General features: G+C 70.5%; 8 protein-coding genes and 1 pseudogene. 2 read left to right on the top strand and 7 right to left on the bottom strand.

Translation table 11 applies throughout. The features are described 5' to 3' along the window. Positions 1–35: 35 nt before the first annotated feature. The 3 genes and pseudogenes from ACGFNP_RS52750 to ACGFNP_RS52760 form a co-directional block, all read right to left on the bottom strand. Positions 36–842 (bottom strand): ATP-binding cassette domain-containing protein, encoded by an 807-nt coding sequence (locus tag ACGFNP_RS52750; protein WP_393331456.1) that lies wholly within the window; start codon positions 840–842, stop codon positions 36–38. Next, positions 839–1,861 carry an ABC transporter ATP-binding protein gene (locus ACGFNP_RS52755; RefSeq protein ID WP_393331459.1) on the bottom strand — a complete coding sequence of 341 codons (1,023 nt, stop codon included), beginning with the start codon at positions 1,859–1,861 and terminating at the stop codon, positions 839–841. The genes ACGFNP_RS52750 and ACGFNP_RS52755 overlap by 4 nt, the downstream gene beginning before the upstream one ends. Continuing rightward, positions 1,858–2,781, bottom strand: a pseudogene (locus ACGFNP_RS52760) (ABC transporter substrate-binding protein); the annotation flags it as partial. The pseudogene ACGFNP_RS52760 and the gene ACGFNP_RS52755, both read right to left, overlap by 4 nt. 50 nt (positions 2,782–2,831) lie before the next feature. On the opposite strand from ACGFNP_RS52760, the gene ACGFNP_RS52765 reads away from it, so the two are divergent. Beyond that, complete coding sequence (locus tag ACGFNP_RS52765; RefSeq protein ID WP_393331464.1) at positions 2,832–3,683, top strand: phytanoyl-CoA dioxygenase family protein; 852 nt, start codon at positions 2,832–2,834, stop codon at positions 3,681–3,683. A 121-nt stretch (positions 3,684–3,804) separates the two neighbouring features. Here the strand turns inward: ACGFNP_RS52765 and ACGFNP_RS52770 are convergent, their stop codons facing one another. Both ACGFNP_RS52770 and ACGFNP_RS52775 read right to left on the bottom strand, forming a co-directional pair. Further along, entirely contained in the window at positions 3,805–4,632 is an 828-nt protein-coding gene (locus tag ACGFNP_RS52770; RefSeq protein ID WP_358321154.1) for a hypothetical protein, read from the bottom strand. Between the two features lie 449 nt (positions 4,633–5,081). Next, on the bottom strand, positions 5,082–5,612 hold the full coding sequence (locus ACGFNP_RS52775; protein WP_358321155.1) for an I66 family serine proteinase inhibitor: 531 nt from the start codon (positions 5,610–5,612) through the stop codon (positions 5,082–5,084). A 221-nt stretch (positions 5,613–5,833) separates the two neighbouring features. Here ACGFNP_RS52775 and ACGFNP_RS52780 point away from each other — a divergent pair, with 221 nt between their 5' ends. After that, complete coding sequence (locus tag ACGFNP_RS52780; protein ID WP_358321157.1) at positions 5,834–6,817, top strand: hypothetical protein; 984 nt, start codon at positions 5,834–5,836, stop codon at positions 6,815–6,817. Between the two features lie 13 nt (positions 6,818–6,830). On the opposite strand, the gene ACGFNP_RS52785 is transcribed toward ACGFNP_RS52780, so the two are convergent. Continuing rightward, positions 6,831–12,320: a carboxyl transferase domain-containing protein gene (locus ACGFNP_RS52785; RefSeq protein WP_393331469.1), complete on the bottom strand. Its 5,490-nt coding sequence runs from the start codon at positions 12,318–12,320 to the stop codon at positions 6,831–6,833. A 226-nt stretch (positions 12,321–12,546) separates the two neighbouring features. Continuing rightward, a complete protein-coding gene (locus ACGFNP_RS52790) occupies positions 12,547–13,086 on the bottom strand; it encodes a helix-turn-helix domain-containing protein (RefSeq protein ID WP_358321159.1) in 540 nt (179 codons plus the stop codon). Positions 13,087–13,159 lie beyond the last annotated feature (73 nt).

Genomic DNA, 13,159 nt, shown 5'->3' on the forward strand with positions numbered 1-13,159 from the left:
TTAACATGTATCAATCAAATGATCATTTGACACCGTCACCCGTCTTGGGCATCCGTGGTGGACAACTCCAGGGCGGCATCGAGCAGGCTGCGGGTGTACTCGTGCCGCGGCGCACCGAGCACGTCTGTCGTCCGCCCTTCTTCCACCACCACACCGCGGCGCATGACGGCGATCCGGTCCGCTATCTGATGCACCACCCCGAGGTCGTGGGAGATGAACAGCATCGCCAGATGGTGGCGCTCGCGCAGGTCGACCAGCAGCCGGAGGATCTGCGCCTGGACCGAGACATCCAACGCGGACACCGCTTCGTCGCACACCAGCAGCCGCGGTCTGACGGCGAGCGCGCGGGCGATGCTGACCCGCTGGCACTGTCCGCCGGAGAGTTCGTCGGCCCGGTGCCGGGCGACGCTCGCGTCAAGCCCGACGTCGTCGAGCAGGCGGTGCAGAGCGGCGGTACGGTCGCCCGGCGGGGCCGACTCCGGATGGGTGCGCCATGCCTCGTTGATGATCGCGGCGACGGTCATGCGCGGGCTCAGCGACGACCGGGGATCCTGGAAGACCATCTGCGCGGCACGTTGTTGCGCCGTGGTCCGGCGCCCGACCGGTCCCAGGGGCACGCCGTCGAGCAGGACGCTGCCGGAGCCGGGCCGGACCAGGCCGACGATCGCCCGGGCCACCGTGGTCTTGCCCGACCCCGACTCTCCGACCAGTCCCACGATCTCGTCGGGAGCCACCGTGAGGCTCACGCCGTCGACCGCGACGAAGTCCCCCGAGCGCGACCGGAACCAGGTGTTACGGCAGGCGAAGCTGACCCGCAGGTCGTTCACCTCCAGCAGGCTCATCGCTGCAGCAGCTCCTCGGCGAAGTGGCACGCGGCCCACCGGCCGGGCGCGACGGGTCTCGTCTCCGGCTCCTCGGTGCGGCACCGGTCACGCGCCAGCGGGCACCGAGGGTGGAACGCGCAGCCCGGTGGGCGGTTCGCCGGAGCGGCCGGCGTGCCGGGCAAAGGGTGTGCCAGGGCGGCACGGGTCCGCACCGCGGGCACGCTGTCGACCAGTGCCCGGGTGTACGGGTGGGCCGGGCGGGCCAGCACCGCCGTGGTGGGGCCACGCTCGGCGACGCGGCCGGCGTACATGACGACGACCTGGTGCGCGACGTGCGCCACGACCCGCAGGTCGTGGCTGACGAGGAGCATCGCCAGCCCCTGGTCCTGCTGGATGGAGCGGAGCAGGCGCAGGATGCGCGCCTGCACCGTCACGTCCAGCGCGGTGGTGGGCTCGTCGGCGAGCAGCAGCGCCGGGCTGCCCGCCAGGGCGAGGGCGATCATGGCCCGTTGCCGCATCCCGCCGGAGAACTCGTGGGGGTAGTTGCGCATTCTCGCGGCCGGCTCGGGGATGCCCGCCCGCTCGAGCAGTTCGAGCACCCGCTGAGCCACCTCGGCGCGCGGGCGGCCGGCGCGGCGGAGGATCTCGCCCACCTGGCGGCCGATCGTCTGGGTCGGGTTGAGCGCGGCCAGCGGATCCTGGAAGATCATCGCGATCTCGTGGCCACGCAGCCGGCGCCGCCGGGCGAGGCTCGCCCGGAGGAGGTCCTCGCCCTGCCAGCGCAGCTCCCCGCCGGTCGCCGCTCCTTTCGGGAGCAGGCCGATCACGGCGTTCGCGGTCATCGTCTTGCCGCTGCCGGACTCGCCGATGAGCCCGACCGTCGTCGCCTGCGGGATGTCGAACGTCACCCGGTCGACGACGCGGACGCTGCCTCCGGCGACGGGCAGGTCGACGACCAGCCCGTCCACCTCGAGCAGCGGGTCGATCGGCACCGAGTCGTCCCGCACCGGCGTTGTCGCGTCCCGTGTTCGGCTCATGAGCCGCCGACCTGCATACCGGCGAAGTTGGGCAGCCCGTTCGGATCCGGCGTGACGCCGGTGACCCGGCGGTTCCAGGCATAGGCGTACTTGACCGCCATCGGGAACATGCCGACCGCGTCATGCCAGATGATCTTGCTGGCTTCGCCGTACAGCTTGACCCGCTCGCCGCTGTCCGCGCTCGCTCCGGCGGCGGCGAGCAGCTTGTCGAGGTCGGGGTTGCAGTAGCCGTTGCGCTTGGCCGCGCAGGGGTACAGCCGGCCGAGCGTGTTGGCCGCGTCGAAGGTGGGGTTCGAGAGCTGCTGGAAGTTGACGTCCCAGTTCAGGGCGAGCAGGTCCTTGGTGAACACCGCCTGCTCCTTCTCCAGCAGGTCCACCTGGACGCCGATCTTCTGCAGGTCGGAGACGATCGCCTGGTTGAACGGCCGGAACTCGGCGTTGGCGAACTGCAGCCGCAGCTTGGCAGAGAAGTCGAAGCCGGCGGCGGTCAGCGCGGCCTTCGCCGCGGCCGGGTCGTAGCGGACGGGTTCCTGGGGGACGTAGCCGAGGGTGACGGGCGAGACCGGGGCGTCGGCCAGGGTGCCGGTCTGCGGGTACAGCCGCTTGATGATGGTCGCGAAGTCGACCGCCTGCCACAGGGCCCGCCGTATCTTGGCCTCCTTCAGCGCCGGTGCGGAGGAGTTGAACCACATGGTGAACACGGCGGTGCTGGGCACCGTCCCGACCGTGAGGTTGGAGTCGCGCTGCAGCTCCGCGAGCTGATCGTCGGGGATGCCCCAGATCATGTCCACCTCGCCGGTCCGCAGCGCGGTCATCCGGGCCGCGAGCTCGGGCATCTTGCGGATGGTCACCCGGCCGAGCCGGGGCGCGCCGCCGAAGTGCTCGGGGTTCGGCACCAGGACGAGCGTCCCTGAGGAGTCGAACTTCTGGAACGCGGCGAGGTCGGCTTCTTCGAGAAAGGCGGTGCGGCGTGACGAACACCGAACTGAAGACCACGTACGAGCGCGACGGCTTTCTCGTCCTCCGGGAGGCGTTCAGCCCCGGCGAGGTCGGCAAGCTGGTCGAAGAGGCCGTCCGCATCTGCCGCGGCGAACTCGGCGACGTCCAGGGGGCGCTCCCCGCCGGGCCCGCCGACACCGACGACGACGTCCTTCGCCGTTTCCTCTGCGTCCACTACCCGCACAAGCTCTCCGGAGTGATGCTCGCCGCCATGCGCCATCCGGCGATCGTCTCGCCGCTCACCACGATCATCGGCCCGAACGTGAAGGCCATGCAGTCGATGCTGTTCATCAAGTCCGAAGGGGAGCCGGGACAGGCCTGGCATCAGGACGAGATGTTCATCCCGACCCGCGACCGTTCGCTCACGGCGGTCTGGCTCGCGCTCGACGACGCCACCGTCGAGAACGGCCGCCTCTGGGCGCTGCCCGGCTCGCACCGGTCCGGCGTGGTGTACCCGAACCGTGAGCACGATGATCCGCGCTACGACTGCACGGTGGAGTCCTACGGCTTCCCGTTCGACGACTCCGACGCGGTGCCCGTGGAGGTCCCGGCCGGCTCCGCGGTCGTGTTCAACAGCTATCTGCTGCACAAGTCGCTGCCCAACACCGCCAGGAGCGGCTATCGGCGAGCCCTGGTCAATCACTACATGAGCGCCGAGTCGCTGCTGCCCTGGGACACTCCCCCGGCGGGGACGCCCATGGCGCAGGCGGACCACCGCGACATCGTCCTGGTCGCCGGCGCCGACCCGTACGCGTACAAAGGCCTGCGGGAGGTACGCTGGCCGCGGATCCGCCCGAACAGGGACGGCGGCTGCGACAGATGACCCCACGGAAAAAGAAAAGCCCCGAATATATCGAGCGGCAATGAGAATACGGACACAAGAATGGCGATAAGCGCCGGCCGACCTAGATCGGGATATCCCGATCCAGGTCGGCCGGAGTGGTTCAGCCAGGCGGGATCAGCCCGTTCTTGGAAACCGGTACGGCCAACTGCAGGGCACCGGTCAGTCTCGCGTCCTCGGCCGGCAGCACCCTCGCCAGCACCGGGTTGAGGTGGGTGAGGGTCAGCCCCACCGTCGAGATGGTCGGGGCGACGATGTCGAACTTCTCCAGATCGACCCATCGCACGACGGGCAGCACGTCCGCCGGGATGTCGTCACCGGATTTCTGCACCGGTACGCAGAGCTGGCGGGCATTGGCGACCCGGACGTCCGCGGGCGGGATCTGGTTGGTCAGGACCGGGTTGAGCTGGGTGAGGGAGAGGCCTACGTTCATGGCCGGGTTCGGCGTGTGCGCGTAGCACAACAGGTCGATGTGCGAGATGAGCCGCAGGACATCCGGGGCGGGGATCACGCCGTTCTTGGCCACCGGGACGCACAGGTGCTGAGGCGTGTTCAGGGTGACCTGGATGCCCGGCACGTTCTGCAGGACCGGGTTGAGATGGCGCAGCGCCAGGGGCAGGTTGATCGAGGGGCCGGTGACCCGGTAGCACGACAGGTCGACGAACCTGATGAAATCAATGACGTTCGGCGGCGGGATCACGCCGTTCTTGGCCACCGGGACGCACAGTTGCTCGCGCTGTCCGAGCGTGACCTGCACGGTCGGCTGGTTGGCGAGTACGGGGTTGAGGTGCCGCAACGCCAGCGTGACGGCCGGCGGCTGGTACAGGGTGGTCCTGAAGCATTCCAGGTCGAGGTTCGTCACGAATTCCTTCGGCGTCGGGAGTGCCTGGGCCTGGGCGGGCGGCGCGACGAGAAAGGCTACCGTGAACATTGCGAGTCCGGCCGATAAGAGACGTCGTACGAGGTTTTTCGCGCGGCGATGTGGCGCGACCGTGCCGTCCATAAAGGACTCCTTTTCTATTGGCGGTGCCTCGACTGTGCGCCCATAAGTGCGGTCGGACAAGGCGTGTGACCCCTTTTTGCCACAACGATATCCATGGAGTTTCGGCCCGAACATCCGGCCATTTCCGCGTTAGAAAGAAAAGGGCCCGCGCGGCGTGCGGCGGGCCCTTGCCTTCGTTCAGTCTTCGCGGTGATAAGCACGCAGTTCGCGGCGTGCCCGGCGACGGCTGCGGCGGCCTTCACGCCGGAAGGAGTATCGCTCCCGGCCCCCATCGCCATAACCGAACAGGTGATAGGCGTAGGCGGTGGCATTGCCGCCCAGCGGACCTGATCCGACGCTACCGCGCGCCGCAGGAGCGCGCGGGGAGACGCGCAAGATCAGCCGGCCGGCTCAATGGTCCACAGCGGGGCCTGGACCCCTGGAGGAAGCAGCAGGACCCGCTTGGGCAGCAGGCTGCGGTCCTCGACGAAGTGCCGTCCGATGTACTGATCGGTGCCCGCCAGTTTGATGGTGACGACCTTCGCGTCGGCGGAGTCCGCGCCGTCCTCCGGAGATTCGACGGTCCAGGTCGAGTAAGGCGGGATCTCGCCGGGCGCGCTCACGGAGAGTTGGGAGAAGGGCTCAAGGCTGGGGTCGGCGTACACCACGCCACCGGTTCTCTCGTCCCGGAACCGAACGCCCTCGGCGGTGTCGACGACACGGAACTTCGCGGCGCGAGGGACGGGCAGCAGGGCCGCGAAGAGCTTGTCGCCGATGTTCACCACGTGCCCCCCGCCGATCTTGAGGATCACCACACCGCTGATGGGCGACGCGGCCTGACGGACGGCGGCGCAGGAGGCGTCAGCGAGCCAGGGGGTCAGGGCAACAGCCAGGGTCGCGGCCAGGACGGCCAGACGGGTGCGCATCATCCGCATGTCTTCTCTCTTTCCTTCGGGTCCGATGAGCCGGCTGGACGGTTTTCGGCCCAGCAGCGGCATCACAGAAAGCATGCGATCAATTACTCTCCGTAGCTGTAGTCGGACGGTGACGTTGCCGTGACCGAGCCGCCGCCCCGGGGCGGGCCATTCTCTTGCCACCGCGTACCGTCCGCCCGAGAATGCGAGCAAGCCGTCTACGGGGTGGTGCCCTCATGTGGGATGCGCTGGCCGACCCGCTCACAGCCATGGTCGTCGTCGTGCTCCTCACGGTGCTGGCGTCAGTCAGCAGATCATGCCTGCTCCGCGCGGTCCTGCTCGGCCTCGCCATAGCGGAGCTGGTGTGGACGGGCATCAGGTACGCGTCCCTGGGCAAGTCCCCGGGGCAACTCCTGCGCGAGCTGAAATGGGACGGGGTGGTGTCCTTCCTGGAGCGGCCGCTGGTCGCCCTCGTGCTCGCGGTGCTGCTGGCGTTCATCGGCTCGCAGTCGGGGTGGCGGCTGACCAAGCTGCTGGCGTTCTGCGGCGCGGTCGCCGCCCTGGTGTGGGCGGCGATCCGCTACTCGGCGGTGGGCGGAATCGTCTCGTCGGCGTTCCAGGTCGCCGGGACCGTCCTGATCTGGCTCATCGTCGCGGTGGTCGTGATCTCGCTGGCGGTCATCGCCGCGGTGCTCGTGATGTTCTTCGCCTCCCCGCCCGCGCGCCGGCGCTCGTTCGGGCACGTCCCCAGGCTCGACCCCGAAGGGACGGAGGCGGACCGCGTCGCCCGGTTCCAGGCGCTGCCGGACGCGCTGGCGGAACTGCTGGACGGCGCCATGCCGGACTCCGACCAGCCGGGGGATCTCCTGCGCTTCTACTTCTCCGGCCTCCACGACCTGCGCGAGGAGATCCACGACATCCACGTACGCTGCGACCGGGAGATCGGCGCCCTCGCCGACTCCGTACCGCGGGAGTTTCCCGGCATCGACGCGGACCTGCTCCGGGCGCTGGCGCGCAAGCGGGTGGCCCTGCCCGACAGGCACGAGTGGGCGGTGCTGCTGGACGAGCTGGACGCGCGCGTTCCGTACGTCGTGCTGCGGCTGCTGGTGCTGCGCCGGGACTGGCGCGAGGTGGCGACCATCATCTACAAGTGCTACTTCTGCGCCGATCTGGTGCTGCGCCACAGCACCGCCCGGCCCGACCAGGACCAGGCGTACTGAACCTCTGGAAGCGTCAGCCCTTCATGCCGTGCTCGATGGCCTCGATGATCCGCGGCCGCAGCTCGGCGGCGCTGATGATCGCGTCCACCGAGCCGACCTCGACCGCGCGCTGAATGCTGTGCACCCGGTCGAACTCCGCGGCGAGCTCGCCGAGCTTCTCCGCCCGGACGGCGGACTGCACCTCGGCGAGCTGGGCGTTCAGCGCCGCCCGCGCGGCGCCGCTGGCCGCCGAGACCTGCGTCTGCAGCTCGGTCACCCGCGGATCGGTCGCGGTGCGGTTGTTGACCTCACCGGAGAACACCACGGCGGCCGCCGGGGCACCGCCGAGCACCGAGGCGAACGAGCCCTCCAGCGCCAGTACGGTCATGTTCGGGTTGAGCGCCTTGGAGAACACCACGAACGCGCCACCGTGGTAGCGGGAGATCACGCAGAACACGATCGGCCCGTCGAAGTTGACGATCGCCCGGCCGATCTCCGCGCCGTACTCGAGCTGGAGCTTGCGCATGGACTCCGGCGAGCCGTCGAACCCGGACAGGTTCGCCAGCACCACCAGCGGCCGGTTGCCGGACGCCGAGTTGATCGCCCGCGCGGTCTTCTTCGACGACCGCGGGAACAGCGTGCCCGCGGTGTAGGTGTCCGGCCCGTCCGTGGGCGGGAAGCCGCGCCGCGGCACCGACCGCGACTCGATGCCGACCAGGCAGACCGGCCAGCCGCCGATGTGCGCGTCCTGCACCGCGGACGTCTCCGCGTCGGCCATGCCCGCCCAGCGCTCCAGCACCGCGTGATCCTGGTCGGACACGGCGCGCATCACCGTGCGGATGTCGAACGGCTTCTTGCGGTCCGGGTTGTGCTCGGCCGAGAAGATCTGGCCGACGGTGGTGAAGTCGCTGCCGGTGATCGCGTGCGGAAACTCGGAGACGTCACGGTCGACCGGGTCGGTGGTGCAGGCCCGCCGCGGCGCCGTCTCGCCGGGCACGATGTAGGTGTGGTCGTAGTGCGCCATCAGCACGTCGCGGGCGGCCTGCAGATTGGGCGCCCAGTATTGCGCCTGGCCGTTCGGCCCCATGACGCGGTCGTAGCCGCCGATCCCGAAGTTGTCCTCGGCCGACACGCCACCGGAGAAGTCCAGCGAGTGCTTGCCGGTGAGCACCATCGCCGAGTCCGGCGTCATCACCAGGATGCCCTTGGTGTGCATGAGCATCGTCGCTTCGGCGTTCCAGTACGGCTGGGCGCCGACGGTGATCCCGGCGACCACGATGTTGATCTCGCCGCCCGCCTGGGTGAACGTGACGATCCGCTTGAGCGCGGCCGCGACCCAGTCCATGTTCTCGGTGCCCGAGGTCATCGAGATCCGCGCGCCCGCCGACAGCGCGAACCACTCCAGCGGGACCCGCATCCGCTCGGCGAGGTCGAGCGCGGCGATCACCCGCGCGCACTCCGGTTCGGACAGCGCGCCCAGCGACTTCGTCGGGTCGCCGAGCAGGATCACGCGGGTGACGCCCTCAGGGTGCCGCTCGGTCGGCGTGGTGACGACGCCCGCCACGAGCGCCGCGGAGTTCTTCCCCTTCGGCCGGTCCACCGGCACGAGCGCGCCGTGCTCGTCGAGGTCGTGCTCGACGAAGCCGCCCGCCGGCCCGGTGAGCAGCCCGGTCAGCTCGTACGGGTAGACGTTGCCGCGGCGGGCCGCCCGCAGCACCTTCTGGCGGTAGTCGTCCAGCGGCTGCACCGGCTCCGCCGACGGCTTGCCGACATCCAGGTGCGCGCCGTGGCCCGGGTCGAGGGCGATCCGCACGGCTACCTCGCTCAGCTCACCGGCGGCCGTGCGCTGGCGGGCCACGAACAGTACCTCCTCCAGCCCCGCGCCCGCCGTGGTCGGCAGAATACGCTGGACCAGCATGTTCAGCTCATCGGTCGACAACTCGGTCGACGGCCAGACGTACATCATGATCCGGTTGGTATCGAACCGCTTGTTCTGGGGGCGCTGCACCTGGATGTTGCGGATCGCGTCCAGGCCCGCGGTGATCGCGTCCTCCACCGCGGGCAGCGCGACCAGCCTGCCGTCCGCCTCGCGTAGCGGCGTCAGGTCGCGGACCTGGCCCATCGCGATGAGCCGCTCGTCGGCCGGGTTGCTGCGCGCCACGGCCTTGAACAGGTAGATCTCCTCGTCGGCGGACGGCAGCCGGGTGAGATCGAACTCGCGCAGCCGCTGCAGTTGCAGGCGCCGGGCGATCTGCGGGTGCAGGCCGCGGATCAGCCGGTCCTCGGCGAAGCCCGCCTCGCGGGCTCCGTCGGGCCGGAAGGTGAAGTGGTGGTGCATCACGGCGCCGCTGGTGCCGGCGACGGTGGTGGTGATCCGGCGGACGCCGGCGGGCGGCGGGTGCTCGTCGAGCAGCCGTCCGAGCCGTACCGCCATCTCGTCGGCGTCCGGCTGGTCCTCCCAGGTGACGTAGAGGTCGGCGACCAGCCCGCGCTCGGCGACGTCGGCGGCGAACGTGGCGACGGCGTCGATGGCGTCGGGCAGGGCGGCGATGTCGACGGCGGTGGTGACCACGCGGGTCACGCCGCCTGAGCCGCTGTGCTCGGCGGTGACGAACCGGCAGCCCGCGCTCTCCCGCGTGGTGACCCCGGACAGCCCGCGGTTGCCGTAGTAGCGGCGGGTCAGCACCTCCAGCAGCGGCGCGTGGTCCCGCCCTGGCCGGCCGATCCGCTGGCCGATCAGGCGGACCAGCGGCTCGGCGCTGGCCACCATGGCCTGGATCCGCTCGGCGCGGTCCGGCGCGTCCGGCTCGCGGTCCAGGTAACGCAGGTCGTCGCGGACCGCGGCGTAGACCTTGGCTCGGTTGCGGCGCAGCAACGGCTGGGCGAACCAGCGGAACACCACGCCACGGGCCAGGTCGGACACCACGGGGAAGCGCACCTGCGTGGCCTCGACCAGGTGTTCAAGAGTGAGCCCGGCGCGCTCGCTGAGCGACTCGAGCGGCGGGGCGCCGGCCAGCCACTGGCGCAGCAGCTCCGACACGATCGCGACGTCGGTGCTCATCCGCTGCTGGGCCAGGAAGATCCGGAAGACCGCGGCCTCCAGCTCCGGTGTGCGGTCGAGGTCGGCGATGCCGTAGTGGGCGAGGACCTTGGCGAGCTTGGTCTGGAAGCTCTCGCTGACGCCGGCGCGCTCGACGTCGAGGCTCTGCAGGTAGCTGTGGAAGAACTCGCGCGGGCTGTGCACCTGGCTGTCCGGCTCGACGTCGAGCTCGCCGCGCGGCCTGTTGCGGCTCAGCTCGGACAGGTCGGCGAACACGGTGAGCAGGTCCAGCTCGCCCTCGAGCAGCCGCCCGCCCAGCTCGGCGCGCGCGGCCAGGTAGGCCGACAGCACCCGCTTGTGGTCGTGCGGGTCGACGTCGAAGCCGAGCAGCAGGCTGCGCAGGTCCTGCAGGCCGCGCTCGACGCGCTCGGCCGCGGATGCCGCCGCGGGCTCGGCGGGAAACTCGATCTCCACGGTCTCGGCGGCGGACTCCGCCTCCTCGGCGCCCTCGTCGAGCAGCGGCTCCAGCCGCATCAGCGGCGCGCCGGTCTCGACCTGGCTGCCCACCGACACCGGGCACTCACGCACGCGGGCGCGGAACGGCGCGCGCAGCACCGTCTCCATCTTCATGCTCTCCAGCACCAGGAGCGGCGCGCCCGACTCGACCTCGTCGCCGGCCGACACCGGCGTCGCGACCACCAGCGCGGGCGCGGGCGAGCGGACGACACCGCCCTCGTCGCGGCTGATCCGGTGTGTGACGCCGTCGACCTCGACCAGGTGGATCGGCCCGTGCGTGGCCGACACCAGCCGGAAGCGGCGCCCGTTGACCACGATCTGGCCGCTGTGCTCGTCGAACCGCTCCACCTCGACGTCCGCCGGGGTGTCACCGCCGCCGGCGATGCCGACGCGGAACCGCTTGTGCCCGACCCGGGCCACGCTCACCCGGTAGCCGACGCCGCGGAGTTTGAGGTTCAGCGGGCGGCTCGAGTCGTGCTGGACCTGCGGGCGGCCGCCGTGCGCGGTGGACAGCAGCCGCTGGCGGCTGACCTCCTCCTCGTCCTGGTACGCCTCGATCGCGGCGGCGGCCAGGGCGACCGCGGAGTGCCGGTGGCTGACCAGGCGGCCCTCGGCGCGTACGCGGTCGATCCAGCCGGTGTCGGCGCTCGCGTCGATCACCTCGGGCTGGTCGAGCAGGTCGAGGACGAAGCTCTTGTTGGTCGCGCCACCCTCGATGATCACCGTGGTCTCGGCCATCGCGCGGCGCAGCCGGCCCAGCGCCTGCCGGCGGTCGCGGCCGTAGGCGATGATCTTCGCGATCATCGAGTCGAAGTCGGCCGGGATGGTGTCGCCCTCACTGACGCCGGTGTCCACGCGGATGCCGGGCCCGGCGGGCAGCACCAGGCGCGCGATGCGCCCCGGAGCAGGCGCGAAGTCACGGTCGGGGTCCTCGGCGTTGAGCCGGGCCTCGATGGCGTGGCCGGCCTCGGCCGGCTGGGCGCCTTCGAGCCTCCCGCCGCCCGCCACGTGCAACTGCAGCCGGACCAGGTCGGTGCCGGTGGTGATCTCGGTGATCGGGTGCTCGACCTGCAGCCGGGTGTTGACCTCGAGGAAGGCGAACAGCTTCTCGCCGGGGTGGTAGAGGAACTCGACGGTGCACGCGCCGCGGTATTCGACGGCCACGGCGAGCCGCTCGGCCGCCGCCTTCAGCTCGTCGATCTGCTCGATCGCCAGGACCGGGGAGGCGGACTCCTCGATGATCTTCTGGTTGCGCCGCTGCACCGAGCAGTCCCGCACGCCCAGCGCCCACGCGGTGCCCTGCCCGTCGGCGATGACCTGAACCTCGACGTGCCGGGCGCCGGTGACCAGGCGCTCCAGGAAGACCACGCCGGAGCCGAACGCGCGCAGCGCCTCCTGGCTGGTGCGCTCGTAGGCGTCGGCCAGGTCCTCCGCCGAGGCGACCATGCGGATGCCGCGCCCGCCGCCGCCCGCGGTCGCCTTGAGCATCAGCGGGTAGCCGATCTCGTCGCCGGCGCGCAGCGCGTCCTCAAGGGTGGCGACCTCGCCGCGGCTCCATGGCGCGACCGGGACGCCGACCTCCTCGGCGATCAGCTTCGAGCCGATCTTGTCGCCGAGCTTGCGCATCGCCTCCGCGCTCGGCCCGACGAAGGTGACGCCGATCTTCTCGCACAGCTCGGCGAACGCCGGATCCTCGGCGACGAACCCCCAGCCGACCCACGCGGCGTCGGCCCCGGTCTCCACCAGCGCCCGTTCCAGGACGGCGTGGTCGAGGTACGGGCGGGCCGAGGCGGGGCCCAGCGCGTAGGCGACGTCCGCTTCCCGGACGAAGGTCGCGTTGCGGTCGGCGTCGGTGTAGAGGGCGACCGTCTCGATCCGTGTCCCGGTTTCCGCAGAAAGATCCCGGACGGCGTGGATGAGCCGCATCGCGGCCTCTCCACGGTTGACGATGGCGACACGACTGAACACCGGCTGAGCCTCCCAAGTACCCGCACAGAAGGCGACGTCCGGGTCCCGGAGCGTCGCCTGTACCTGTTTCTATACCCTGCTCGATTGCCGAGTGGTTAACCAATGGTCCACATGACGCGTGCCGAGCCCGCTTCGTTGTAGGGAACCTACAAAATGCCTTCCGGGCCACACCGCCCGGCCGCTGTCGCACGTAAGGTCTGCGACAAAGCCCCCAGAGCGGCCGACGTCAGCGGGTGAAAAGGGCACGGTGCAGCATTTCCCGTGCGCGTTTGTGGCGGTCGTCACGCTGCGCGGTGTCGCGGCCGGCGACGGCGGCCTCGCCCATGGAGATGGCGAGCATCAGGTCGCCGACGTCGACGACCGGGCGAACGACGCCGGCCGCGCGGCCGTGGTCGAGGAGCGGCTCGAAGCAGGCCGCGATGCGGCGGTGATGTTCCATGAACCATCGCAGGTCGGCGCCGGACAGGACCTGGGCCAGGCCGCGGTTGTCCAGCTGCATGTCCAGGACGAAGTCGAACAGCTTGGCCGCGCCGTCAGGTTGTTCCCGCAGTCCGGCCGCGTGGTCCTCGATCTGGGCGACGTTGTCGGCGAAGACCGTCGCCGCGAGCTCCTCGCGGGTGGCGAAGTTGCGGTAGATCGTGGTGCGGCTCACCCCGGCGACCTTGGCGATCTCCTCCAGCGCGACGTCGTGGCCGTGTTCGGCGAACATCCGCCGGGCCGCGGCGAGCAGCCGGTCCCGGTTGCGGGCGGCGTCCTTCCGTGTCACGGGCAACCCACTCTCACGCACGGTCCAACCCTACTTGCGATGAACCGTACATGACTGTACGTTTAGCCGCGCT

The sequence above is a fragment of the Nonomuraea sp. NPDC049269 genome (genome assembly GCF_043197155.1).
GTDB lineage: Bacteria > Actinomycetota > Actinomycetes > Streptosporangiales > Streptosporangiaceae > Nonomuraea.

Bases quoted from the DNA above. Each gene is read 5' to 3' on its own strand.
- ACGFNP_RS52750 (WP_393331456.1), bottom strand. From the start codon at position 842: ATGAGCCTGCTGGAGGTGAACGACCTGCGGGTCAGCTTCGCCTGCCGT.
- ACGFNP_RS52755 (WP_393331459.1), bottom strand. From the start codon at position 1,861: ATGAGCCGAACACGGGACGCGACAACGCCGGTGCGGGACGACTCGGTG.
- ACGFNP_RS52770 (WP_358321154.1), bottom strand. From the start codon at position 4,632: ATGTTCACGGTAGCCTTTCTCGTCGCGCCGCCCGCCCAGGCCCAGGCA.
- ACGFNP_RS52775 (WP_358321155.1), bottom strand. From the start codon at position 5,612: ATGATGCGCACCCGTCTGGCCGTCCTGGCCGCGACCCTGGCTGTTGCC.
- ACGFNP_RS52780 (WP_358321157.1), top strand. From the start codon at position 5,834: ATGTGGGATGCGCTGGCCGACCCGCTCACAGCCATGGTCGTCGTCGTG.